We start from the raw sequence: 24061 nt of genomic DNA on the forward strand, positions 1-24061 counted from the left end.
GCACCACCCAACAAACCGACCACGGCAACACGACCAGCCACATCAACACAGACCGGCCAAAAACCGGCAACAGGCAGCAACACACCAGCCCCCACAAACCCCGAGGAAGAAGAATCCGGCACCACCCCGACCCACGAATCACAGCAAGCGCACCGGCCACCCACCTCCGTGCACCACACGGACGCGGCCCACGACGCACGACAAGGCGCAACCGGCAACAACCGCCGCCGAGGCGCCCGCACGACGAACGGAGAACCGCATGGCCCACCCCACCGCACAACCCCGTCGCCGCCGCTGCGCCGTAGTGGGCCTTGGCGCCCGCGCCCAGCTCTACACCGACGCCCTCACCGGCACCTACGCCGACCGGATCGACCTCGTAGGCTTCTGCGACGTCAACAACCACCGCATGGCCGTCCACAACAACTGGATCCAGGCCGCCCACCCGGACCGAGGGGCTCCCGTACCGTCCTACGCCGCCGAGGACTTCGAGCTGATGCTGCGACGCGAACGCGTCGACCTGGTCGTGGTCTGCAGTGTCGATCGCACCCACGACCACTACATCGTCCGCGCACTGGAGGCAGGGTGTGACGTGGTCACGGAGAAGCCCATGACCACGGACGCCGACCGCGCCCGCCGGATCCTCGACACGCAGCGCCGCACCGGCAGCGATGTGCGGGTCACCTTCAACTACCGCTACACCCCGGTGCACTCCGCCGTGAAGGAAACCCTCGCGGCAGGAGAGATCGGCGAGGTCGGCTCCGTGCACTTCGAGTGGCTGCTCGACCTGCGGCACGGCGCCGACTACTTCCGCCGCTGGCACCGCCAGAAGGCGAACTCCGGCGGACTGATGGTGCACAAGGCGACGCACCACTTCGACCTGGTCAACTGGTGGCTGGACACCACCCCCAAATCGGTCTACGCACAGGGCGGCCTCTTCTTCTACGGAGCCGAGGCGGGCAAACGCCGCGGACTGGCCCGCGACTACGCCCGGGCGCACGGCTCCGAGTCGGCCGGGAGCGACCCCTTCGCCGTGCACCTGGCGGACTCGCCCGTGCTCAGGGAGTTGTACCTGGACGCCGAGGCGGAGGACGGGTACCACCGCGACCAGAACGTCTTCGGCCCCGGGGTGACCATCGAGGACGACATGGCGGTCCTGGTGCGCTACGCGTCAGGGGCCACGCTCACGTACCACCTCACCGCGTACTCCCCCTGGGAGGGTTACCGGATCGCCTTCAACGGCAGTGCCGGCCGGCTCGAATTACTTGTGGAGGAGTCGACGTGGACCCGGCCGGCCGTGCGCACCAGCAGCACGAGTGCCGTGCTGCACGGAGCCGAGGCAGGCGACACGGCAGGCCGCACCCAGTTGACACTGCACCGCTTCTGGGAGGAGCCGCGCGAGCTGAAGGTGGCGAGCGGCGAGGGCGGACACGGCGGCGGGGACGTCCGGATGCTCGAGGACCTGTTCGGCACGGGGCGGACCCCCGACCCCCTGCACCGCGCGGCCGACGCCACCGCCGGGGCGCGCTCGCTGGTGACGGGGCTGGCGGCGAACCGCTCGTTCGAGACGGGAATGCCTGTACGAGTACGGGACCTGCTGGACGTCTGACGCGCGCGGGGTCAGCGCCCGCCTGCAAGCGCCGGAGGAACTGAAACACTTCAGCCCCTCCGGCATTTGGGCTTGACACGCCACGGCCCCCCGGGGACCGACCCGGGTCGCCGCCCTGCGCGGCGTACGCGAGGCAGGACGAGATCAGTTTCCAGTGCCAGCAGTTGGCGTCGTCGGTGCGGTTTGGACCCGTTGGTGTAGAAGCCGGTGGCGCGCGCGACCCCGCCCTTGACCAGGCGCGGCACGATGGATTTGACGGTGTGCCCGTTCAAGTGGCCATTCCCTTGCACGAGCGTTCCCGGGCGCCTGCTCCGCGAAAGGTAGGCACACACCCCAACCCGGTGAACCGATGCGGTCACAGCGCTAGGCGGACCCGTGGGCTGTGGCCATGCGCGATTGCGTCGCCATTGGAGACGGCCAGTGGGACCTTCCGCTCTTCACTGCGGTGGGCCGCAGCATCGCCTTCAACGGCACGCCGGAGGCCCGTCGTGCCGTTGAAGGCTGCGGTGAGCGGTCGCGAATCCTCCGGTCGCACCGCCCGCGGTGCAACGTTGGCTCAGCGCTCCACCAGAGCGGTGACCGCGGACAGCACCCCTTCCTCCAGCCGCAGCCCCGCGGCGGCCGCATTCGCCTCCGCGTGCCGGGGATTCCTCGTGCCCACAGCCGCCGCGACAACCTCCGGCCGACGCAGCAGCCAGGCGAGCGCCAGCTGGGCGACCGAGCAACCGGCCTCGTCGGCGAGCGGGGCGAGGCCGCGGACGACCGCCAGATGCGCGCGGCGAGCCTCGGCTGCGAAGAACCGGGGGTGGTTCTCTGCGCAGAAGAAGTCGTGCGCCATCACGTTCCCGCCGCGCCAGTCGTCAAAGACCGTCTCCTCGTCGACGGCGCCGGTGAGCAGGCCGTAGGCGAGGGGCCCGTACGCCAGCAGGCCGATGCCCCGTTCCTGGCACAATGGGCCAAAGCCGTCGAGTTCGTCGCGGTACAGCAGGGACGCCTGAACCTGGACGTAGTCGACGGGGGACAGATCGGCGCACCGGGCGATGTCCTCCACGGGGTAGTTCGACAGGCCGATGGCCCGCACGAGGCCCTCGTCGCGCAACCGCGACATCGCCTCCCAGGTCACCTCCACCGGCAGCTGCTCGGCCGGCCAGTGCAGCAGGTACAGGTCGATGTGGTTCCTGCCGAGTCGTTTGAGCGACTGCTCGAGCGACTGCCGCAGACCGGACTCGGTGTACCGCTGGTCGTCGGGCTCGGGCGCGACTTTGGTGCAGACGAGGACCTCTCGTAGATCCGCCAGGGCCTCACCCACCACCGTCTCGGCACCGCCGCCGCCGCCATAGACCTCGGCAGTGTCCACCCAGTTCATCCCCAGGTCCACCGACCGGCGTACAGCGGTGATCACTTCGTCGTGCGAGGTGTTGGGGCCCCATGTGGTGCCGCCTCCGGCCTCCCAGCTGCCGTAGCCCAGACTCGACAGGTCCAGTGGGTTGCGGTTGGAGGGCATGCGGTTCTCCCTTGGCTAACTTGGCTGCTCGTTACATGAGGACGGGAACGGGAAGCGTCTGAGCGGTGTCCCAGGCCTCGCCGGGAGCATCGTCGACGGCGCGTACGGCGCGGTCCAGGGCCAGTTGGTAGGGCTCGTGATGCGCTTCGAGATGCCGTTCGACGGCGGTACGCCAGGATGCGAGGGGGAGTCCCGCGCCGCCAGCCTCTGCCAGGTCCCGATACAGCAGCCGACCCCAGCCGTTCAGCCGGCACTGGCGCTCGGCTCCGTAGGTGCCCCGGAACTTGTAGGCGACCGGGAACCGGTACAGCAACTCGAAGGCGTGCAGAACCTCCAGGTGGCCGACCAGCGATCCGCCGACATGCGCTCCAGTGACGGCCAGCAGGGCACCCACGGCGTCCTCGCTCGCGAGATACGCGTTGCCTGCGAAGATGCCCCGGGTGCGCAACGCCTCGTCCCAGATGGCCATACACACGACGACGTCCAGTAGCGGTCGCAGCGTCGGCGTGGCCTTGCCCGAGCACAGCAGGCTGAGCAGTGCGGCCTGCGTGTCCGCGGCGGCGCTCGGAAGGCGAACGGCGACACCGTCGGCCTGGGCCAGCAAGGGGGTCGACAGGCCTTGGTAGCGGTCCGGTACGACGACGTCGAGCGGCGCGGAACCGGCTCCGCCCAGGGCCGGCCAGACCAGCAGCCGCAGGTGAGGGGGTAGGTCGTGCAGCGGTACCTCGCGGAGGGCCGTCTCACGTGGTGACATGGGCGTCCTCGCTTTGCCAGGCGCACTCGCCTCGGCCGTGACGGATGGCGGCCGCCCAGTCCATGAGTTGCGCGTGGTGCCGGTCGTGTGCATCGGTCTCACGCGAGCAGACGAGCCATACGTCGCTGCGGAAGAGCTCTTCGATGATGTCCAGCCCGCGTTCCCTCATGGACCGGCCGGTCTCCACACAGTCCACGGCGAGGTCGGCCAGGGAGGGCACGTAGGCCTCGCACGCGCCGTGGGCGCGCCGGACGGTGGCGTCGGGGTATCGCCGCGCTGCGTACTCGGCGGCCAGGAAGGGGTACTCCGACACGATGCGGGGGGTGGCGCCCACCCTGTGCTCCGGTCGGCCGATGGCGCAGATGCGGACGTGGTACCAGCAAAGCGGCGCGATGCGTACGACGTTGGCGCGTGATTCCTGTATCCACTCCTCCGCGGTGATGCCGGCGTCCAGTGAGCCGTCGGCCACCAGGCCAGGGATGTCCTGAAGCCGCAGGAGCCAAGAATCCGTATCGGAGGGGGCCATGTTCTGGGCGGCTTCGGCGTTCTGAAGCAGTCTTCCTTTGGGTAGACCGATCCTCAACAGGCTTCCTCCTGAGAGACGTAAGGGTGTAAGGACCCGTACTTGCGAAGCTGACGGTCGTGTTCTTGGTGCAGGGCGCGTGACAGGGCGCCGCCCAGGTCCACGCGGGTGATGTTGGCGATGCACAGGCACCAGGCCGCGACCTGTCCGAGTTCCTCCTCGATGCGCACCGAGGGCTCTCGGCGGCGCATCGCCTGGGCGAGTTCGCCCAGCTCCTCGAGGAACCAGGACAGCGCCCGTTCCGGTTCGAGCCTTCCGTACAGGCGGTGGGCTCGGTGCTGGAGGTCGCGTACGGAGTCCAGGGCCCCGCCGATATCCAGTTCATCGCCGTGGGCGGCCGCGTAGGGCGCGGAGGCCGCGACGGCTGGCAGGGCCCGCCGGGTCACGTCGGCAGCCGCTGCGGCAAGCCGGGGATCGAGCCGCGCGGTGCCGACCGCGTGGGAGTCGGCGCAGGCGGATGCGGGGTCAGCGGCCGCGCTCAGCCTGCTGATCCGGTCGGCCGGCGGAAGCTGCGCCAATGGTGTGCCATCGCAGACGACCTCGGCCAGCGAGTGCCAGCGGCTGTCCGCGAACACGAGTGTCCCGCGGAGCAGGATCAGCCGTTGGCCGCAGTCCGGCGTGTGCGGGGCGAGGGTGAGTCGGCAGGGGGCGCGAGGACCCGCCTCCACGTGCGCGTACATGCTCACGTCACCGTGCAACACGGCGAGAGCACGCATCAGGAGGTCGTCGGCCGTCGGTCTGCCCTCGGGCACCAACAGCCCGGAGGGCACCCGGCGGATCTCCGCGTGTCCGTCGGGCGGGGCCGGGTGCGGGTGCAGCGTGACCACAGGTGCTCGGGGCGCACTGGCCTCGGAGGCGCCCTCGGGAGCCACTAGCACGGTGTACGGTCCCACGCTGACCGGCACCGGCGCGTCGTTCGGCGCGCGGAACGCGGGGTCCGCCTCCGGGTTCCTCACGCTCACACCCCCCACAGCCGAGGGGCCAGCAGGTTGTCCACGATCTCCGTGCACAGGTCGTGGGGGGTCCGGTCAGCGACCTCTAGCCGGTACCACCCCCACTCGTCCGCCGCCTTGGCGAAGTGCCGGTTGCAATCCTCCTGAAGAGAAAGGAACGATTCGGCCCCGGTAGGACCGGATAGGGCGTAGTCCTCCGCCACGCCGACCCCCCGCCCCTCGACGCTGCGCCGGGCGTGCGCGGTGTCGCTGGCGCCGTCCAGGAAGATTCCGACGTCGGGCTGCAGGAACGGATCCGCGTAGATGTCGGTGACTCGCGCGATCATCCGCTCCACGACGTTGCGGGGCACGGTGTCGGCCTGGCACGCGGCGGCGATGAGCAGGGCCTTCAGCACGGGCTTGTAGCCGTAGCTCTCCCGTACCACCACGGCGCCCTTAGCCGCCTTGGGGCGGACGACCTCCGCCTCGATGACGAAGTCGAGCGAGGCCTCCACCAGTCCGGAGGCGAGGGGGCCGGAGGAGCGAACGCCCTCGGCTCCCAGGGGGAACGTCTCCTCGGCCCGCAGCGCCGCGAACTCCTCGAAAGTGCGGGGGATGCGCTCGTCGACCGACTGCCCGTCGACCCGGCCCCCTCCGTACAGGAGTCGCCAGTCCTCCACCCATAACTGCTCGAAGGCGGTCTGGGGATAGGGGGCAGGACCGGGGCTGCCGTCCACCAGGCGACGCCAGCTGACGACGTGAAGCTCGATGTCCCGCTCGGCGAGCTGGACCCGGATGTTCTCGGTGAGGGTGGTCTTGCCGATGCCGTCCGGGCCCAGCATGGCTATTCGCAGACCTCGTGTCCCAGTCATCCTGATCAGCCCAACTGCAGGTCGGTGTCGGCGAATTCGATACCGAGGTGGGGCACACTCAGCGACCTGGCGCCGGCGACGACCTCACCGGCGTTCCACGCTCGGTAGCCCGCGGCTTCGGCGAGATGCACGGTCCGGTCGGCGTCCTCGGCGGAGACGACCGCGGCGTATCCGATCCCCATGTTGAGCGTGCCGTACGCCTCGGCGGTCGACATGCCGGTCTGCTGGGTCAGGAAATCGAGGACCTCGGGAACCTCCGGTACCGTCTCCAGGACATAGCGCACCTGCTTGGGAGCGCGCATGACCTTCATCAGGCCATGGCCGGTGACACCGTTGAGGAACTTCGGGAGCACGTCCGAGTCCAGCAGCGCGCGGACGAACTTGGCGTAGATGACGCTCGGATCGAGCAGCGCCTCGCCGAGGGTGCGGCCGCTGGGAAGCGCGGTCGCGTAGCCGTTCGGGAGCATGCCGGCCACGCGCCGGGCCAGGGACGCGCCGTTGGCGTGCAGGCCGGAGCTGGCGAGCAGGATGATGCGGTCGCCCGGGCTGACGTTCTGGCCGAGCACGGCGTCGCGGCCCTGCGGCACGATGCCGAGGGCGCTGCCCGCGAGCTCCAGGCCGTCCTCCGCGACCAGGCCGGGGAGCGCCGGCGACTCGCCGCCGCCCCAGGCGGCACCGGACTCCTCACAGGCGCGCTGCCAGCCGGCCAGCAGGGCGGTGGCGCGCGCCTCGTCCGCGTACCAGGCGGCGTCCCCGGTGGAGAAGTACGCGGTGATCACGAGAGGGGCGGCACCCACCGAGATCACGTCGTTGACGATCGCGGCTACGGCATCGACGGCCACGTCCACGTACCGGTTGATCCCCCCTTCCTGCAGCACCTGGTGGGCGATGAGCGACTTGGTGCCCAAGCCTTCCACCACCATGGCCATGGTCATTCCACCGGCCTTGAACACGTAGGCCGACGCCCCTCGGGACTCCGGTACCTCCTCGGCCCCGGACATGGCCAGTAGTCCGCTGGTGGCCTTGGCCCGTTCGATCGCCTCGCGCTTGATGCGGTCGAGAACGGTGTAGTCGACGCCGGAATCACGGTAGTTGGACAGTTTTGCCATGGAACATTCCTTGCTAGGCGATGTGTTCACTGAACGGACGAGTGCAACGTACCCTGCCCATCAGTCCGCCAGAGCGGGTCCGCGCATCGACGCCCGGCCGGCCCAGGCCTGCCTGGCAGGTGCCGGGCCGCCGCATGGACGCGCGCCTGGGCTGCCCAAGCCGTTTACGACCGGGAACGTGCGCGCGGTCTCCCGGGGCACAGGCCCTCCATTCCCCTTCGGTGAACGGTGCTTGCAGTAGCGGACACGGGCGGCAGACCGTTTGTATCCCGCTGAAAATCCCCTGCGGAATGAACGAACAGACGCGCCATGAAACGACTAGGGAGATCGCCCACCGTGGTCGCCCGTCAACTCGGCAGGGCCAAGGCTTCGTCTAGACATTGAAGGAACATCCAAACACCTTCCGGCTCCACACTTGTCTGTTCAGTAGCGATCTTTCATGGATCGTCACCGAACCGCAACCCTCAGTATCCGAACAGGCCCAGCAAGGCTGGAAAAGCTTCTGTGAAATCCCGTCAATATGGACAAACAGTGGCCGGGCAATGTCCTTTATGCAGCGCGCGAGTGATGCATGTCACGTGACTAGGATTAGCCAACATCAGGTCACTCTCGTAGGAAACTACAAATGTTGCGAAGGTCTTTCTCGGTCGGCCTGTCGGCCGATCTTCACAGGGTGATGGAACTGCCCGGATGATGGAAATCGGGTTTCGGTGAGACGTGCTTCAGAGCCCAATAGCTGAGATCGCCCGCGTCGTCCTCTACTACGGCAGAAAAGGCGATACGACCGGCATGGGGCAGATCACGCATTTCCAGTCGTACGTCCAGACACAGGCGATCCGACTCCCTGGTGAGGCGCACTCGAGGAGGCAGGGGCGGATTCACCGGCTCCCTGTTCTGGTGGTAGTCGTCGAACGTGTAGAAAGCCCATTCAGTGGACGGCGAGGCATTGAGCTCGTAGTAGGCAGGGGAGTCGGGCGACTTGCGCACGAACATCTCGAAGCAGGTGTGCTTCCACAGTTCGTCCGTATGACGCGGGCGACGCGTGGCGGGGATACGCAGGCGGGAGAGGTTCGCGTGCAGTGCATACCGCAGGACGAACGTCCCCCGTACCGGTTCCTCCAACTGCACGTCGAGCGCCCGCACGACGCCGGGGGCAGAAGGCGTGAAAGGCCTCAGGGAGAACCTGCGCGGAAGGCGTAAGGACATTGCGTCACATTCTGCAGAACTTCATGACGAAACGGTCAACTGTCGGAGAGCAGTTTCTCCGCAGAATCGAGGATGGTCGCGACTACCTCGTGGCTGGGCAGGATGGAACGGGTCTCCGCCTGAGGGTCGATCCTGCCTTCCAGGATGTCAGCGAACCTGTCCCATTGGGCTGCCAGTGGCTCGCGGCGTCCGGAGCAATTCAGACGAGCCGATGGCTCATGGCCGCGACTGGCACCGTCCTCCGGCATGAGAGGAGAGACCGGCTGGGAGTAGAGAGTGACGGACGGGTCCAGAAGGTCCGCCACAATGGTTCTCGACCCTTCGCGTATCGTCAGGCACCGTTCGCGGCGGGATGAGACTCTGCTGGCGGTCAGATCGGCGGTACGGGAACCCGGGAACTCCAGTTCGGCCTCCACGGTGTCCTCACCGGTCCTGTTCCCACCGCAGTTCCGAGTGATGGTGGCGTTGACGACCTTCGGCACCTGCCCCGCGAAGATGCGCTGGCTGATGTCGATATCGTGGACCAGCAGGTCCCAAGTGACGCCGGCACGCATGCGGGCGGAGTAGCCGGAGAGCCTCTGCGTGTGGACGGAACGAGGATCCTCCACGAGCGACAGAGCCTGCCGCACGGCCGGGTTGAACCTCTCGACGAACCCACACATCAGCGGCACACCCCGTCGCAGTGCCGTGTCGACCAGTTCCCTGCTGTCGGCGAGGCTCGCACACAGGGGCTTCTCCACGAACAGCGGAATGTCCTCCGCCAGCACACACGACGCGATTTTGCGGTGCTGGTCGGTCGAGGAAGCGACGACGACCGCGTCCACCGTGGAAAGGCTGCCGATTTCCGGCAGCCAGTCCGCCCCGAAACGCTCTGCTAACGCCTGCCCGCGGTCCTGGGACGGATCCATCACTGCGACCAGTTCGCAGCGTGGGCTCTCGGCGAGAATCCTGCCGTGGTGACTTCCCATCGCGCCGGCCCCGACCAGGAGGACTCGCGGGACACCTGACCCGGTCATGCGAGCAAAGCCGCTCTCGTCTCGTCGATGATCTGTTCCAGGTCCGCATCGGAGAGCCGAGGATGAACCGGGAGAGCAAGGATCTCCTCTGTGATCCTGGAAGCGACAGGAACCTCCGGCACCACCACTTGGGGATGCTCTCTGTAGCATTCGTAGTCGAAGACGAGACGGGGATAGTGGACGCTCGTGACAATTCCTCTGCTCGCCAGCTTTGCCGCTAACTCGTCTCGTGTGCAGGGGGCGTCTGCGGTGACGCGAACCGTGTACTGGTGCCACACGTGGCTGCGACCGTCCATGACCTGGGGAATCACGAGGCCCTCGAGCTCGCCCAGGCCCTTGGAAAGCTTTTCGGCGTTGTGCCGTCGGCGTTCGGAGAACTCCTGGAGGCGGATGACCTGGGAGAGGCCGACCGCCGCGTGCAGGTCGGAGAGCCGATAGTTTCCGCCAATGCACGCGAACTCGTACCTGCCGCGCATTCCCTGGTTCCGGAGTATGCGGGTGCGTTCAGCGACCTCGTCGCTGTCGGTCGTGATGATGCCGCCCTCTCCGGCGGTCACGTTTTTGGTCGCGTAAAGGGAGAAACAGCCGATCCCGAAACTTCCCGACGGCCGCCCTTGGAATGTCGCGCCGATGGCCTGGGCCGAATCTTCGACGATCGCCAGCCCATGCGCCGACGCGGTCCTGTCAACCGCCGACATGTCCGGTGTCTGGCCGTACAGACTCACGGGCAGTAACACCTTCGTACGTTCGTTCACCAGTTCTTCCATCAGTGCGGGGTCGATATTGAAATCTTCGGCACGGATATCAGTGAATTTGGCTGTGGCTCCGCTGGCGATGATGGCGTTCAGGGTGGCGACGAAGGTGAAGGGGGAGGTGATGACTTCGTCCCCCGGGCGCAGGTCCAGGGCTTCCAGGCTGAGGGACAGGGCCGCGGACCCGCTGTTGACCGCAATGGCATGCCTGACGCCGGCTACCTCCGCGGCGGCCCGTTCCAGCCGCTCCACCATGGGCCCCTGGGAAATATGCCCGGATCGTAGGACTTCCAGGACGAGGGGCTCGGCGTCCTGGACGTCGACAGAAACCAGCGGAATCAATGGGAGCTCCATGACATGGGAAGGCAGGGAGTGTGCGTCTTTCAGGCGGGCAATTGCGCTCGCGTAATATCTGTGAGAGTCCTACGGAAATCGGGTGCACAGGCCAGCATCGAGTAAACCTGTGTGGTCTTTGTTAGGGGTTTTTGGTAATCCGGAACGTCGCCCTCCATCGTGGAGAACGTTCCACCGGCTTCCTGGATGATGACGTGTGGGGCGACGCAGTCCCAAATGCGGTTGCGGCGGTGCATGGAAGCGGCGTACACACCCTTTGCGACCATCATGCAATCGAATATGCTGTTGCTCGTGCGGATCCCTCGGCAGCGGGATGCGATGCTCTCCATCGTTCGGCAGTCGAGAGCCGTCTCCGACGGATGGAAATCCATGCCGTAGGCGACCAGTTGCTCTGCCATGTTGCCCCCGGCCTCGATTTCAAGTTTATTCCCGTTCACGTATGCCCCGTGTCCGGTCGCGGCGATATACGTCTCGGAGAGAGCAGGAAGGCTCACCCCGCCGGCCACCGGCCTTCCGTGCTCAAGAATCCCGACCATGACACCGAACAGAGGGCTTCCCGCGGCAAAGTTGGAGGTTCCGTCGATGGGGTCGATCACCCATGTGATGGCAGAGGTCCCTCTTACCGCGCCCCACTCCTCGTCGATGACGCTGTCATGGGGGAACCGTTCACGGATCCGGCTTTTGATTTTTTGTCCGATGGCCAGGTCGGCGTCTGTCACGACCTGGTTCGGATCGGCATCCTTGATTCGGGCAGACAGGCCTCGCGGGAAGGACAGGGCTATTTCGGCTGCTTCCCGGAGCAGAGATTCCAGGAAGGCCGGATACGCGCGTAGGGGGACCAGAGAGGTGGTGGAGGTCACCGAGATGCGCCCACAAATCTGGAGTAATGTTCCAGAATCGGCACTTCCGGTGCGATCAGGTCGGCTGGAAGGTCACTTGTGGTGAAGAGTTTCGCCGCGGACACCTCCGAGGGATCCTGCTTGAGGTGCGACCAGTCACGAACTGTGGCCGTGTAGACCGCGGTCACATTGAAGACCTGATCCCCATTGGGATACTGGTAGTACTGTTCGGGCCCGGAGAAGACGTTCATCAGTGTCAGCTCGTCAACCTCCAGTCCAACCTCCTCCATGACCTCCCGTCGAGCGGTCTCCTCAAGGGACTCTCCTGGATCCATGAATCCACCAGGCAGCCCCCAGCCCCCGGTGTCGGCGCGCTCCAGGAGCAGAACTCGGTCGTTTGCGTCCACGACGATCACGGCGGCCCCGGGCAGAATTAGTGGACGAGTGCCCACTTTCGCGCGCAATTCTGAGATATAGCTCAAGTCGAGATCCTCCGAGGCCTATAGGCACCTGCGGGACGGACCACCAGGGTAACTATCCGCATACGGCGACGTATAGCGATTCGTTGGCCGCCGAATCTCCCGATTTGTTGCGGGCCCGCGTCGAGGGGGATATCCAGCCCGCCCGGGGTTACCCACACTCTCTTTGACCTGCACTAATCCGGCGTAGGGGAGGTTCGTGCGGTCGTCACGCGATCGGGCATGCGAAACGGTCTTTGTCCGGCTGCCTTGACAGTTCGCCGCCCTCCTCCAATCATGAACGGACTTGCAAGGCATACCTGACCCGATGGGCTCGGCCCTCTGGAGACCTTGAGCCGGAGTCAGGCGGCGGCCAATTCCCGCATGTACGAGAAGGGGACACCTTCATGAGCGACGTTCAGCCCCAGGAACTCGGGATCGAGAACGTTGAATCCGAGCCGCATGTGGGCCCGAGCACTCTGAGGCGTCTCATTGCGGCCTGGCCGCGACGGGCCACCATCCGCACGGACATGGCCGCCTTCATGAGCTCCGAAGCCTCCGCATCGGATGTACCGGACTACCCGGTACACCTCATTCCATTCGCCGAGCACCCGCGCTTCCTTGACGCTCCGGAGGAGTCGCGCCGGCTCGTGAACACGTTGGCGTGGCAGGCCTACAACGCCCGGGTGATCGCGGCTGAGGAGTACGTCGCCAATCCAACCTTCGAGATGCTCGCGCATGGAGTGTTCTCCGGCATCGATCGGTACGAGGCCAAGGAGGCAGTCCAGCAGTCACACATTGACGAGGTGTGGCACACCTATATGCACATGACGGCGATGCAGCGTACGAAGGAGGCTCGCAATCTGACCCTGGAGCCGGACTACTCCCACCCGGTGACGAACAGGCGTCTGTTCGAGCTCACCGCGCAGCGGAGCGAGAAGTGGGAGCGGGACATCCTGTTCCTGGTCTGGACGGTGGTTGGCGAACTCCACATCAACAACTTCCTGGAGCTGCTCGCGCGGGACAAGACGATTCATCCCATGCATTCGCTCGTGGCGCGTCTTCATGCCAGGGACGAGGCGGCGCACGGGCCGATCGTCGCCGAACTGATGAAGGACGTCTTCGTCCACCTCACCAAGGCGCAGCGCGATCTCTTCGCCGGTTCTGTCGGAGACGCGATCCGGGCCCTGGCTGCACAGGACTACGAACTGTGGTCGGAGATCCTCCAGTTCGTCGACATCCCCGGCACGGTCGAGATCATCGCCGATACGCGCAACCTGCCGGGCACGGACATGATGTTCACCGACTTCTCCACGGTGGAGCGTCTCGTCCGCGAGTTGGAGATCGAGGAGCGCGTCGACTACGACTTCACCACGGCGGCACCGTAGCGTGGTCCGGTCTCTCGAATCGCTTGAGCCGCGAGAGCGGCTCTGGTCCCGGGATTTCACGCTCTTCTTCGCGGGCCGGACCGTATCGATCTTCGGCGACCAGATGCTTCTCCCGACTACGATCACGGTCGCGGTGCTGAAGGCCGGGCACGGGGTCTCCGGAGTGGGCTACGCGCTCGCCGCCTATACGGCTCCGTTGGCCCTCTTCGTCATCGTCGGCGGTGTCATCGTCGACCGGTTCACTCCGGTGCGCGTCATGGTCGCCGCAGACGTGGCTCGGCTGATCATTCACAGCGCTCTCGCGCTGGCGTTCGCGGTCGGCAGGCCCTCTATCTGGCTGGTCGTCATACTGCTCGCGTTGAGCGGATGCGCCGCTGCGGCCTTTCAGCCCGGTTTCGGCAGCGTCATTCCGCGGCTCGCCTGTGACGTTCAGAAGGCCAACGCGGCGATCCGGGTCACGGAGTCGCTGGCGACGGTGGCCGGGCCCGCCGCGGCCGGGCTGCTTCTCGTCTTCGCATCCGTTCCGGTCGTCATGGCGATCGACGCCGCGACGTTCGGTGCCAGCGCCTGCTGTCTGCTCACCCTGCGGCTGAGGCTCCCTCGCGCGCAGCGGCGGGTGCCCCTCCGGCGCGACCTGGTCCAGGGATGGCAGGAGTTCCGGGCGCGCAGGTGGCTCTGGAGCGTGATCGTGGTCTTCATGTTCTTCCAAGTGACCGTGAACGGTCCCTTCATGACGCTCGGGCCGAGTCTCATCACCATCGAGCACGGAGAGACAGCTCTCGGTGTGATCATGTCGATGTTCGGCGTGGGCGCCGTTCTGGGTGGTCTGGTCGCCGCTCGGCTCAAGCCGCGTTATCCCCTGCGGGCCGGTGCTGTCGCTCTCGCCGTCGGCCCCCTTGCCATCCTGGTGGTCGCCATGCGGCTGTCCCCACCGATACTTGCCGGCGGTTACCTCCTGGACGGCGCGGCCTCCGCGTTCTGGCTGGTCATGTTCCACACGAGCGTGCAGACGAAAATACCCCCCGACGTCCTGGGGAGAGTGCACGCCTATGACGTCGCCGGATCCTTGGTCATGCGACCAGTCGGACAGATGGCCGCCGGACTGGTGGCCCTCTCGCTCGGCGCTGCGCCGGTGCTGTACTTCTCCTCGGCCATGCTGGTGGTCACCGTCTGCCTGCTGCTCTACGTTCCGGCGATCCGCAATCTGCCCAGGGACTGACAGGGTCAGCTGCCTGCCGCGCGCCTGTCACGCCAGGCCGGCGGCACAGGGCTCAGTCACCAAGTTGGGCGAGCAGGACAGCACCTGAGTCAGCCAACTCGTAGAGCACTCGTGGGCCTATTCGGTGGCGACATATGAGGCCCGCCGAGGAGAGCACGGACAGGTGCTGTGACACGGTGCTCGGCGCCAGACCGATGGAGCTGGCCAGTCCCGTGGTGGTGGCCGGTGAATGCAGTCCGCGCAGGACCGCCGCCCGTCCGCGCCCAAGAATGGTGGTCAGCCTGTCGTTCTGGCGCACCTCGTCGGCGGGCCTGCCCGCGGCGCCGGCAGGCCCGCGGAGAACCGCAGCGTTCTGTGCCTGATAGGAGAATGCGGCCGTGTCGCGCAGGGTTGAGAAGACCCTCGTGCCACGCGCGAACAGCACGGGGACGATGATCAAGTGGCCGTCCGTCATTCGCCAGTCCAGATCGGTCTGGTGCGGCACACTCAACTCGGGGCGTTCCCAGCGAACCCGTCCTCCCAGTTCGTGCAGCATCATGTCCGCGCCCGCGGTTACCTGGGTACGGCCGCGCATCAGGATCTCTTCTTCCAACACGCTGCGCATATCGGGCCAGTAAGCCGCGATCGCAGCATTCCAGTAGTCACCTGTGAGCTCAGCGAATCTGTCGTGTCCCGAGGCGCGCAGAACCTCCAGCTCGTCCTCGATCGAGGGAGAGGAACAGTGCGGGATCGGCGTGAGAGAGGACGATAAACTCACCTGATGCGTTCGCATCATGCTGACCAGCTCTTGGTGCAGCGCGGGCGAAACGTGGCGGCGTGCGGTCGCGAGCCACTTCGTGTAAGGGTGCGGGATCTCGCTGCGATACCGAGTGGTCAACGCCAGGCTGGAGACGGCCTCCCACAACGGGCTGATCGCGATGCGTACCCGTCCGAGGGTCAGCTCATCGAGCTGTATCCGGATCACGAGGCGTCGCTCAGACCTCTATCTTCAGCGACAGATCCTGGCACAGGGTCAGAACCGCATTGATCCACCTCGACGGGTCGGTGGCATCAAAGCCCTGCATCGTCTCGAGTTCCCAGTACTTCTCAAAGCTGAGCGCCGTGGGCTTGGCCGCTCGGAAGCGGCGCGACCGCCACTTGACCAGGTGGCTTCCGAACTGCCCCTGCTCTTCCAGCAGCGCGTCGACGGTATAGCCGAGCGCTTGTCGAGCCGAGAGCACGGCACTGTTCAGATCCCCGGCCTCCAACTGACCGAGACTGTCCTCGATGGCCCGGTCCGCTTCGCCGAGAGATCGGGCGACGAGGATAGACCGGAAGGCGGAAGCGTCCAGTTCGGCGCGACGTCGCAGCACCCAGTCCTCACCGAACAACGGCCGGCACGTCGCCAGCCGTCCCAGGAGCACCTCTTCCCGCGGCGGAAGCACGTCACCGCTGTTGGCGCGGACCTGGTCGTAGCTGGACCAGGAGAGCTTGGCGAGCAGCTGGTCGAACTGGGTGTCCACCCAGTAGGCGAGGTCCCAGTCGCGGTTGTCGGAGTGGAAGGTGTGCCAGTAGACGACCGAGGGCTCAAGGAGCACCGAGGTCTCGACGCAGTCGGGTCCCGTCCACGGTTCCGTGCTCACTACGCAGATGTCGAGATCGCTCTTGTTGTTACCCCAGCCGTTGGCGGACGATCCGACGAGAAAGGACGCCTGACAGCTTTCCGGAACCAACTGCCGGTCGACCAATGTATCCCAAATCCGGGCAACATCCACCTGCATCTGGATCTCCGTCGGAAGGTGCGACTAGGGACGCTGAAACCGACGACTAGGCTAACGACGCCGCGTAACGGCGTACAACGATTCGCTGCGGGCCGAATCGACCCTATTCGCGGCCCTGTTCACCGCGGGCCCATGGACGAGCGGCGGATGCGCTTCGAGGGATGTGCCGCGGCGCGTTGGCGACTGTGGTCAGGAAGGCGGCCGTGGCGAGCAGCATCGCCCCGCGCCGAGGGCCTCCTGGCTGAAGCCGTGCAGGCGCCGTCCGTAGGCCCGAAGTGCGCGCTGGGCGACGGCGGTTGGTTCTGGTCGTACGACGGCACCCACTTCGACAGCGCTAACACCTGAGGCGGATGGAGGAGATCATGCGGTCGGTGTGCACGGACTTCGATTGCGACCTGGTGGAGTTCAACGGCGAGACCAACCACATCCACCTGCTGGTGAACTCCCGCACAAGGTCGCCGTGACCAAGCTGGTCAACTCCCTCAACGGCGTCTCCTCCCGCCGCCTCCGCCAGGAGTTCCCCGACCTGGTGCGCCACTACTGGCGAGCCAACAAGCTCTGGTCCGGGTCCTACTTCGCCGGAACCATCGGCGGCGCCCCGCTCTCCGTGGTCAGGCAATACATCGAACAGCAGAACCGGCCCGCGTGAGCACCGCCCGGCACCGCCCGGAGAAGCCCCAGCAACGCTCCGCGCCGCAGGCGAAGAACCGCGGCGACCGGCACCACCGGACCTGAGTCCGCGACGCAGCGTCGGGTACATAGAGGCGGGTGCGCGCCGGCGACCGGCCATCCGCGACCCCGGCGACATCCACGCCCCGGCAACGTCCGCGACACGACTCGGACGTCTTGACGCGCAAGGGACTCGGACACCTTGCGGGAGCGCTCCCACCCGAGAGGGCGCATGTTTCATGCTCACGTCAATGCTCCGTTCGAGGGGTCCTGCTGCCCGTAACTGTCGCCGCCATCACCTGCTGTGCCAGTCTGCTGACGCTAAGTCAGCCCTGCGCGGCCCTTCGCCGCCACGCCGTCCCGGGACTGACGTGCACGACCCTGCGTCCGAACGACGCCGACCACCACGTCCGGACGACGCCCATCACCGCGTCCGCACGACGCGTGCCCCAGCGGCTGTATGAAAGGCCCCCACAGATGATCAGATTCGCCCTGCTCTCCCGCACCAGAACCGCCGTCGCGCTCGCCGTGACGGGGCTGGTCTGCGCGGTCTTCGCCGGACCGGCCGGTGCCGCCTCCGACCAGCGGCGCGCCACGGGAGCGGACAGGCAGAGCGCGGCAGCGACCCGGGCCCTGGTCGACCCGGAGTTCTTCGACGACTTCAACTACACCTACTACACCGACACGCTGCTCACTCAGCGTGGTTGGACCCTGAAGTCCGGTCAGGCCGGGCCCGGTGTGCCGGGTGCCACGTACAAGCCGGCGAACATCACCTTCGCCACCGAGCTCGGCAACAAGGTCATGGTCCTGCGCTCCGTCTCCAACGGTACGGCCGCCGGCACGGAGCACAGCGAGATCTACCAGGAACGCAAGTTCCTCAAGGGCACCTACGCCGCCCGGGTCTACTTCAGGGACACCCCCATCTTCGGACCGGACGGCGACCACATCGTGCAGACGTTCTTCACGTATTCGCCGCTGAGCTTCCCGATGGACCCCAACTACAGCGAACTCGACTTCGAGTACCTGCCCAACGGCGGCTGGGGTATCCCCTCGAGCGCCCTGCTCGCCACCTCGTGGGAGACCTACCAGGAAAGCCCCTGGCAAGCCGTCAGCGTCACCACGCAGGCGAACGGCAGCTACGTCGGCTGGCGCGACCTGGTCATCACCGTGGACAACACGAACATCAAGTACTACGTCGACGGCCAGCTCTTCGCGACGCACTCGGAGCCGTACCTGCCGGAGTCGTTGATGGACATCCGCTTCAACCAGTGGCTGATCGACCTGACGGGCGTGACCAGTGGGAAGACGCGCGCGTACGAAGAGAAGATCGACTACGTCTACTACGCCAAGGACCAGGTGCTGACGCCGGCTCAGGTGCAGACCACCGTCGCCGCCTACCGGTCGGCGGGTGTCACCTTCGAGGACACCGTCTGAGCCACGGCCGGCTGATCCCCGGGAGCCGGTGACCCGGTTCAGGGACCGCCGGTCGCGTCGTGGGTGACGGCGATCGGCAGCCGTGCGGTGATCGTGGTGCCCCGGCCCTCCTCGGACTGCACCTCCGTCTCGCCACCGTGGTTGGCCACGATGGTGCGGACGATGGTCAGCCCGAGGCCGGTGCCGGGGATGGCCGCGTCGGTGGCGTTCGAGGCGCGGAAGAACCGCTGGAAGAGCTTCTCCTGCTCCTTCGCCGGGATGCCGATGCCGGTGTCGCTGACGCTCAGTACCGCCTCCCCGTCACGCCGGTCGGCCCGTACGCTGACCCGTCCGCCCTCCGGGGTGAACTTGACCGCGTTGGACAGCAGGTTCATCAGGACCCGGTCCAGTTGCTCGCCGTCCGCGTGCAGGATCAGCGGCTGTTCGGGACAGTGCGTCTCCAGTTCGACCGAGGCGGCCTCGGCGGCCGGTTTGATGGCGTCGGTCGCCGAGCCCACCAGCTCGCGCAGATCGACCGCTGCCATGTTTGAGGTGAAGGCGCCCGACTCGATGCGCGAGAGGGTCAGCAGGTCCTCGATCAGCGACCGCAGCCGGTTCGCGTTGCGGTCGACGACGTCGAGCATGTGCCGCTGGGGCTGGGACAGCGGACCGGTGTCCTCGTCCTTCAGCAGCTCGATGTATCCCACGATGCTGGTCAGCGGGGTGCGCAGCTCATGGGAGACGGTGGACATGAAGTCGCTCTTCGCCCGGTCCAGGGCCTGCAGTTTCTCCACCAGATGGGTCTCCTGTTCGTACAGCACCGCCGAGTGCAGTGCCCGTCCGACGCCGGTGGCCATGGACTCGGCGAATTCGATCTCCACCGGACGCCAGGGCTTGTCCGGGCGGGTGCGGGCGAGGAAGACGGCGCCGAGCGGATCCTCGCCGACTCCGATCGGGGTGACCACCACGGAGACCAGGCCCAGGTCCTCCGCCGCGGCCCGGGCCTGAGGGGGCAGGCCGCTGCTGCCGAAGGAGCCGGGTGCCCCGGGCAGAGGTGCGCCGTCGGCGACTTGAGCGTTCAAGCCGTTGAGGGACCAGGTCTCGCCCCGGCGGTAGTGTTCGCGGACGACTTCCCCGGGCACCGGCGGAATGGTCTGCTCCCCCGGCGGGAGCAGACCCCTGCGCGCACTCCACGCGCGTGCCACCGGAACCAGGGGGCTGTTCTCCTCGGTGAGCATGACGAAGACGTAGTCGGCGTCGAGCCCTTCGCCGATCCCCACGCAGGCCGTGTCGAGGACGTGGTCGACATCCAGGTGCTCGCGGACCGCGACGCCCGTGCGCCGCGCCGTCTCCGAAAGCCTCTCCCGCTCCTCCTCGATCGCGCGCAGCCGGTCCCGTTCGTCGGCGAGCTCGTTCACGGACCGGGCCACCGCCCTGATCTCCAGCGGTCCTTCCTCCCGGGCCCGGGCCATCCGGTCGCCGGCGGTGAGCCGGCCGAGCGTCCGCTCGACGTTGCCGAGCGGGCGGGTGAGCGCCCGGGTGGTGTTCAACGCCGTGGAGACGCCCACGAGGACGGCCAGGGCCAGCAGCACGCCGATCGCCGCCGTGCTGCCTTCGAGGACCGCGGCGGCGCGGTTCTCCACGCGTTCGATGTGCTCGATGAGCTGCGCGTCCAGTTTGAGGTTGGTCGCCTCGAACGCGTCGAACCTCCGGGCGGCCTCGGGTGTCAGCCGGACCGCCTCCTCGCTCCGGGGCTCGGCCTTCGCCTGCTGGTCGACAAGGCGTACGTACGACTGCAGTTGGTCGACCTGCCGCGCGAAGCTGGCACGGGACATGCCGGTGGCATGGCGCTGCGCGGAGCTGAGCGCGGCGAAGGTGTCGGCGCGGGCGACGTCGTAGGACTCGAGTTCGTTCCGGTCGCCGGTAAGCAGATAGGTGCGCAGGGACCGGTGCATGATGGCCGCCCGGCTGTGCAGGTACACGTTTGCGTCCTGCGCCGGCTCCAGCTCCTCGATGACCTCGTGGTGCGTACTGTCCACCCACAGCGCACAGGTCAGCGCGCCCGCCCCGAGGGCGAGCAGGAGAGCGATCAGCAGCCCGAAGGCCGTACCGAGCCGCCGTGCCGTGCTGTCACCGCGCCGCAGGATGGCACCGCTCATGCGCGATCGCCTCCGTCCTCCTTCGAGTCCCGCACGTCCAGCACGGCGTCGACGTCGGTCACGTCGGTCACGCCGCCGGGCGAGCCGAAGCCGGTGCGGGTCATCGCGCCCCACTCCTGCGGGGACCGGTGGAGCGCGTCCCACATGCCGCGCAGTCGCCACCACGCCGTCAGCTGGCGGTATCCGATGTTCTCGGCGACCACGCCGACGACGGCGCCCCACACGTCCCGCCACCGGGTGAACCGGTGGAAGGCGTACTCCTCGACGGCGACCGACACGAGGGAGACCACCACGGCGTAGGCATAGGCGACGATCATGAACTTCCAGAGGAAGTCCAGGTCCACCGCGCCGATCAGCACACCGAGGGGCACCAGGACGAGACCGGCGAGTTCCACCACCGGTGCGAGCAGTTCGAAAACCACGTAGAAGGGCAGGACCAGCGTGCCGATGAGGCCGTACCGGGGATTGCCGATCATGCGTCGGTGTTTGATCAGGATCTCCGTCAGACCTCGGTGCCAGCGTCGTCGCTGGCGGGCCAGGACCTTGAGTTGCGAGGGCGCCTCGCTCCAGGAGATGGGCTCGGTGACGAAGGCGATGCGGTAGGGGCGGCCCTCCTCGCGCAGCTTGCGGTGGAGGCGGATGACGAGTTCGGCGTCCTCGCCGATGCAGTCCGGGTCCATCCCGCCGACCGCCACCAACGCATCGCGGCGGAACAGCCCGAAGGCACCGGCGATGATCAGCAGGCCGCCCACCTTGGACCATCCGGTCCTGCCGAGGAAGAAGGCGCGCAGATACTCGACGACCTGGACGCGTCCGAGCAGGTCCGCGGGGACATGCGGTTCGACCACGCGTCCGGCCACGACCGTGCACCCGTTGGCGAGGCCCACCACACCGCCGGTGGCGACCACCCGCATCGGATCGTCGCTGAACGGCTTGGCCACCGCGAGCAGCGCCTGGGAGTCGAGGATGGAGTCCGCGTCCACCATGCACACCAGCGGGTAGCGCGCCAGGTTGATGCCGACGTTGAGGGCGTCGGCCTTGCCGCCGTTCTCCTTGCGGGCCACCACGAGGGGCACCGGGCCGCCCCGGGGCACGTTGACCGAGGTGACCCGGCCGCGGACCGGGACGTCCTCGGGCACCACGTACTCGACCTCGGCGAGGTCGAAGGCCTCCCGCAGGGCCTCCAGGGTGCCGTCGGTGGAGCCGTCGTCGACCACCACGACCTCGAACACGGGATAGCGCAGCAGCAGCATGGCCCGGACGGCCTCGATGATGCCCGCCGCCTCGTTGTGCGCGGGCATGACCACCGACACCGGCGGGGTGAACGGGCTGGTGGCGGCGTCGTCGTAGCCCGCGAAGGACGCACGGCGCATCCTTCTGACGAACTCGCCGACGGCGATGAGGATCAGCACCAGGTAGGCGGTGTTGATGGCCAGGAAGTAGATGATGATCCCGATGTCGCACGCCTTGATCAGCAGGTGCGCCGGGCCCACCAGCCACTCCCATGCCCCGTCGCCGGCCGCGGTCAAAGTGCCACCTCCACCCGGACGTCGAGCCGCGACCCGACGGATGCCTCGGCGAGCGCGGCCCGGGCGTGCGCGGCGGCCGGTCCGCCGGCGGGGTCGTCGGCGGCCGCGCGCAGGGTGTCCTCCCCCGCCAGCCCGAGCCGCAGCAGCGCGCGGGCCGCGGTGGCCGCTACATGCGGGTCGGGGTCGCCGAGCAGGCGCCCGAGCGGGCCGGTCGCGGCGAGCGCCCCGAGACTGCCGAGCGCGCCGGCCGCGACGATGCGCAGGCCGACCGGATGCCCGGGGCGGACGGCCTCCATCAGCGGCTCCAGTCCGTCGGGCATTCCGAGCCGGCCCAGCGCGCGGGCGGCCTTGATGCGTACCTCGGTGTGCGGGTCGTCGCGCAGGGCACGGGCGATCTCGGTGGTGCGGGAGACGGCGCCGGTGGCTCCGAGGACCTCGATCGACACGGCCCTGGCGAGTGGTTCCGAGTGCTCAAGGCCCGCTGCGATCCCGCGCAGTGCCTCCGGTCCGAGCAGGGTCAGCGCGCGGGTGACGGTGCCGGGCGGCACGGCCCGCGATCCCCGCAGGGACTCCAGGAGGTACGGCACGGCCCGCGCGTCCCCGACGCGGCCCAGCGCACGGGCCGCGGACAGACGTACCTCGGGGTCGTGGTCGGCCAGCAGCCGGCACAGCTCCGGGACCGCCGGGCGGTGCCCGAGCCGGCCGAGCACCTGCGCTGCGCGACCGCGCCGGTTGGCTCTGAGGCTGCCCAGCTCACACACCGCGTTCTCGGTGGCGCCGCGCAGTTCGTACAGGCGGACCAGGCCGCTACGGGCCGTGCCGGAGACCTTGCCCAGCATCTCCGCAAGGGTGGGCTCCAGGGCCTTCCAGGTGCGTCGGTCCATCTCCGCCAGGCGAAGCAGCGGCCAGCCCTGTTCGGCCTCGTCGGCGCAGAGCAGTTCCAGCAGGAGGGGCCGCACCGGCGCGGCGATCCGCTCACGTCTGCGATTCCGGTATCCGCGGGCGCCGCGGATACCGGCGATCAGCACGCACAGTGCGACGAAGACGGCCATCAGGCACACGAATGCCCCGGTGACCACCTCGGGCGCGATCACCGTTCGACCCGGTTCAGTACCGCGTTGACCCGGCTGGACAGTTCCCGGGGGCTGAAGGGCTTGATGATGTAGTCGTCGGCGCCGGCCGCGAAGCCGACTTCGACGTCGCCCTCCTGGGACCGGGCGGTGATCATGATCACCGGGAGGGTGGCGGTCTCCGGTGCGGCGCGCAGCTCCCGGCAGACGTCCAGGCCCGACATTCCCGGCATCCGGATGTCCAGCAGTGCGAGGTCGGGCGGCTGCTCGCGCAGGGCCCGAAGCGCGGCCATGCCGTCCTCCACGGCGGTGACCTCGTGGCCGCTCTGGAGGAGCTTGAACGCCACCAGGTCCCGTATGTCGGCGTCGTCGTCGGCAATCAGGACACGAGCCATTACTCCTCCTGCGATGCGGTACTCCGGTAGGAGTCAAGGAGCCGGGCCACCGTCGACTGTCGGAACGGCTTGGCCAGCAGCTCGTCCGTGGCGAGTTCGACGAGGTCCTCCGGGTCGAGCACGGAGGAGACGACGAGGTGGCACCTCTTGGTGCGCTCGTCCGCCCGTAGCCGCCGGATGACCTCCCGCCCGTCGATACCGGGCAGCAGTATGTCGATGATCATCATGTCCGGGGGATCGGTGAAGGCGAGGTCGAGGCCCTGCTCTCCCGAGTCCGCGACGCTCACCTGGCACCCGAGCCCGCTGAGGTGCCGTTTCAACAGGGCGCTCACGTCCGGGTCGTCCTCGATCACAAGTACGCGCGGAGCGTCCATCGCCGTCCTGTCCACGAAGTGAGGCGGTCATTCACAAACTAGGAGTAAAGCCAGCTTTTCGCCACATATGCCCCACTGGCCCCAGGAGATACGGAGGGCC

Annotated in this window: 22 protein-coding genes and 1 pseudogene; 5 read left to right on the forward strand and 18 right to left on the reverse strand. The window is 67.4% G+C overall.

The genetic code is table 11. The annotated features are described in order from the left end of the window. Window positions 1-259: 259 nt before the first annotated feature. The gene (locus tag EF387_RS34610) at window positions 260-1606 is read left to right on the forward strand and encodes a Gfo/Idh/MocA family protein (RefSeq protein ID WP_128380551.1); all 1347 of its coding nucleotides are present in this window, start codon (window positions 260-262) and stop codon (window positions 1604-1606) included. 556 nt (window positions 1607-2162) lie between these two features. Here EF387_RS34610 and EF387_RS34615 read toward each other — a convergent pair. From EF387_RS34615 to EF387_RS34665, 11 genes are all read right to left on the reverse strand, one after another. Continuing rightward, window positions 2163-3110 (reverse strand): aldo/keto reductase, encoded by a 948-nt coding sequence (locus tag EF387_RS34615; RefSeq protein ID WP_128380552.1) that lies wholly within the window; start codon window positions 3108-3110, stop codon window positions 2163-2165. Between the two features lie 31 nt (window positions 3111-3141). Continuing rightward, window positions 3142-3864 carry a hypothetical protein gene (locus EF387_RS34620; RefSeq protein ID WP_128380553.1) on the reverse strand — a complete coding sequence of 241 codons (723 nt, stop codon included), beginning with the start codon at window positions 3862-3864 and terminating at the stop codon, window positions 3142-3144. Then, window positions 3851-4390, reverse strand: coding sequence for an ATP phosphoribosyltransferase (gene hisG / locus EF387_RS34625; RefSeq protein ID WP_128380554.1), 540 nt, complete (start codon window positions 4388-4390; stop codon window positions 3851-3853). The genes EF387_RS34620 and hisG overlap by 14 nt, the downstream gene beginning before the upstream one ends. Before the next feature lie 53 nt (window positions 4391-4443). Next, complete coding sequence (locus tag EF387_RS34630; protein ID WP_128380555.1) at window positions 4444-5403, reverse strand: MazG nucleotide pyrophosphohydrolase domain-containing protein; 960 nt, start codon at window positions 5401-5403, stop codon at window positions 4444-4446. 2 nt (window positions 5404-5405) lie between these two features. Beyond that, on the reverse strand, window positions 5406-6251 hold the full coding sequence (locus EF387_RS34635; protein ID WP_128380556.1) for a hypothetical protein: 846 nt from the start codon (window positions 6249-6251) through the stop codon (window positions 5406-5408). Window positions 6252-6256: 5 nt separating this feature from the next. Beyond that, on the reverse strand, window positions 6257-7360 hold the full coding sequence (locus EF387_RS34640) for an AIR synthase-related protein (RefSeq protein ID WP_128380557.1): 1104 nt from the start codon (window positions 7358-7360) through the stop codon (window positions 6257-6259). A 666-nt stretch (window positions 7361-8026) separates the two neighbouring features. After that, entirely contained in the window at window positions 8027-8503 is a 477-nt protein-coding gene (locus tag EF387_RS34645; RefSeq protein WP_128380558.1) for a DOMON-like domain-containing protein, read from the reverse strand. Between the two features lie 98 nt (window positions 8504-8601). Continuing rightward, the gene (locus tag EF387_RS34650; RefSeq protein ID WP_128380559.1) at window positions 8602-9582 is read right to left on the reverse strand and encodes a Gfo/Idh/MocA family protein; all 981 of its coding nucleotides are present in this window, start codon (window positions 9580-9582) and stop codon (window positions 8602-8604) included. After that, complete coding sequence (locus tag EF387_RS34655) at window positions 9579-10676, reverse strand: DegT/DnrJ/EryC1/StrS family aminotransferase (RefSeq protein WP_128380560.1); 1098 nt, start codon at window positions 10674-10676, stop codon at window positions 9579-9581. Before EF387_RS34655 ends, EF387_RS34650 begins: the two co-directional genes overlap by 4 nt. A gap of 41 nt (window positions 10677-10717) precedes the next feature. Then, window positions 10718-11548 (reverse strand): inositol monophosphatase family protein, encoded by an 831-nt coding sequence (locus EF387_RS34660; protein ID WP_162467261.1) that lies wholly within the window; start codon window positions 11546-11548, stop codon window positions 10718-10720. Further along, the gene (locus EF387_RS34665; protein ID WP_238431858.1) at window positions 11545-11943 is read right to left on the reverse strand and encodes an NUDIX hydrolase; all 399 of its coding nucleotides are present in this window, start codon (window positions 11941-11943) and stop codon (window positions 11545-11547) included. Before EF387_RS34665 ends, EF387_RS34660 begins: the two co-directional genes overlap by 4 nt. 449 nt (window positions 11944-12392) lie before the next feature. Between EF387_RS34665 and EF387_RS34670 the strand changes: the two genes are divergently transcribed. Together EF387_RS34670 and EF387_RS34675 are read left to right on the forward strand one after the other, a co-directional pair. After that, entirely contained in the window at window positions 12393-13373 is a 981-nt protein-coding gene (locus tag EF387_RS34670; RefSeq protein ID WP_128380563.1) for a diiron oxygenase, read from the forward strand. A gap of 1 nt (window position 13374) precedes the next feature. Then, complete coding sequence (locus EF387_RS34675; RefSeq protein ID WP_274388968.1) at window positions 13375-14592, forward strand: MFS transporter; 1218 nt, start codon at window positions 13375-13377, stop codon at window positions 14590-14592. Window positions 14593-14644: 52 nt separating this feature from the next. On the opposite strand, the gene EF387_RS34680 is transcribed toward EF387_RS34675, so the two are convergent. Then, the gene (locus EF387_RS34680; protein ID WP_128380565.1) at window positions 14645-15556 is read right to left on the reverse strand and encodes an ArsR/SmtB family transcription factor; all 912 of its coding nucleotides are present in this window, start codon (window positions 15554-15556) and stop codon (window positions 14645-14647) included. A 10-nt stretch (window positions 15557-15566) separates the two neighbouring features. Then, window positions 15567-16214, reverse strand: a complete 648-nt coding sequence (locus EF387_RS34685; protein ID WP_128380566.1) for a hypothetical protein — start codon at window positions 16212-16214, stop codon at window positions 15567-15569. Between the two features lie 476 nt (window positions 16215-16690). On the opposite strand from EF387_RS34685, the pseudogene tnpA reads away from it, so the two are divergent. Continuing rightward, window positions 16691-17001: pseudogene (tnpA, locus tag EF387_RS34690) on the forward strand (IS200/IS605 family transposase); the annotation flags it as partial. A 497-nt stretch (window positions 17002-17498) separates the two neighbouring features. Beyond that, the gene (locus tag EF387_RS34695; protein WP_128380567.1) at window positions 17499-18455 is read left to right on the forward strand and encodes a glycoside hydrolase family 16 protein; all 957 of its coding nucleotides are present in this window, start codon (window positions 17499-17501) and stop codon (window positions 18453-18455) included. 38 nt (window positions 18456-18493) lie between these two features. On the opposite strand, the gene EF387_RS34700 is transcribed toward EF387_RS34695, so the two are convergent. The 5 genes from EF387_RS34700 to EF387_RS34720 are packed head-to-tail and all read right to left on the reverse strand — an operon-like array spanning window position 18494 to window position 23961. Beyond that, window positions 18494-20593, reverse strand: coding sequence for a sensor histidine kinase (locus EF387_RS34700; protein WP_128380568.1), 2100 nt, complete (start codon window positions 20591-20593; stop codon window positions 18494-18496). Continuing rightward, window positions 20590-22122, reverse strand: coding sequence for a glycosyltransferase family 2 protein (locus EF387_RS34705; RefSeq protein ID WP_202918458.1), 1533 nt, complete (start codon window positions 22120-22122; stop codon window positions 20590-20592). Before EF387_RS34705 ends, EF387_RS34700 begins: the two co-directional genes overlap by 4 nt. After that, window positions 22119-23216, reverse strand: coding sequence for a HEAT repeat domain-containing protein (locus EF387_RS34710; RefSeq protein WP_128380569.1), 1098 nt, complete (start codon window positions 23214-23216; stop codon window positions 22119-22121). Before EF387_RS34710 ends, EF387_RS34705 begins: the two co-directional genes overlap by 4 nt. Continuing rightward, a complete protein-coding gene (locus tag EF387_RS34715; protein WP_128380570.1) occupies window positions 23213-23587 on the reverse strand; it encodes a response regulator transcription factor in 375 nt (124 codons plus the stop codon). The genes EF387_RS34710 and EF387_RS34715 overlap by 4 nt, the downstream gene beginning before the upstream one ends. Continuing rightward, the gene (locus EF387_RS34720) at window positions 23587-23961 is read right to left on the reverse strand and encodes a response regulator (RefSeq protein ID WP_128380571.1); all 375 of its coding nucleotides are present in this window, start codon (window positions 23959-23961) and stop codon (window positions 23587-23589) included. Before EF387_RS34720 ends, EF387_RS34715 begins: the two co-directional genes overlap by 1 nt. Window positions 23962-24061: the final 100 nt, after the last annotated feature.

The organism is Streptomyces cavernae (assembly GCF_004023625.1).
GTDB classification, from domain to species: domain Bacteria; phylum Actinomycetota; class Actinomycetes; order Streptomycetales; family Streptomycetaceae; genus Streptomyces; species Streptomyces cavernae.

Coding starts and splice junctions, on each gene's coding strand:
- EF387_RS34670 (WP_128380563.1), top strand. CDS start 12,393: ATGAGCGACGTTCAGCCCCAGGAACTCGGGATCGAGAACGTTGAATCC.
- EF387_RS34610 (WP_128380551.1), top strand. CDS start 260: ATGGCCCACCCCACCGCACAACCCCGTCGCCGCCGCTGCGCCGTAGTG.
- EF387_RS34695 (WP_128380567.1), top strand. CDS start 17,499: ATGATCAGATTCGCCCTGCTCTCCCGCACCAGAACCGCCGTCGCGCTC.
- EF387_RS34615 (WP_128380552.1), bottom strand. CDS start 3,110: ATGCCCTCCAACCGCAACCCACTGGACCTGTCGAGTCTGGGCTACGGC.
- EF387_RS34715 (WP_128380570.1), bottom strand. CDS start 23,587: ATGGCTCGTGTCCTGATTGCCGACGACGACGCCGACATACGGGACCTG.
- EF387_RS34700 (WP_128380568.1), bottom strand. CDS start 20,593: ATGAGCGGTGCCATCCTGCGGCGCGGTGACAGCACGGCACGGCGGCTC.
- EF387_RS34635 (WP_128380556.1), bottom strand. CDS start 6,251: ATGACTGGGACACGAGGTCTGCGAATAGCCATGCTGGGCCCGGACGGC.
- EF387_RS34720 (WP_128380571.1), bottom strand. CDS start 23,961: ATGGACGCTCCGCGCGTACTTGTGATCGAGGACGACCCGGACGTGAGC.
- EF387_RS34650 (WP_128380559.1), bottom strand. CDS start 9,582: ATGACCGGGTCAGGTGTCCCGCGAGTCCTCCTGGTCGGGGCCGGCGCG.
- EF387_RS34640 (WP_128380557.1), bottom strand. CDS start 7,360: ATGGCAAAACTGTCCAACTACCGTGATTCCGGCGTCGACTACACCGTT.
- hisG (WP_128380554.1), bottom strand. CDS start 4,390: ATGGCCCCCTCCGATACGGATTCTTGGCTCCTGCGGCTTCAGGACATC.
- EF387_RS34620 (WP_128380553.1), bottom strand. CDS start 3,864: ATGTCACCACGTGAGACGGCCCTCCGCGAGGTACCGCTGCACGACCTA.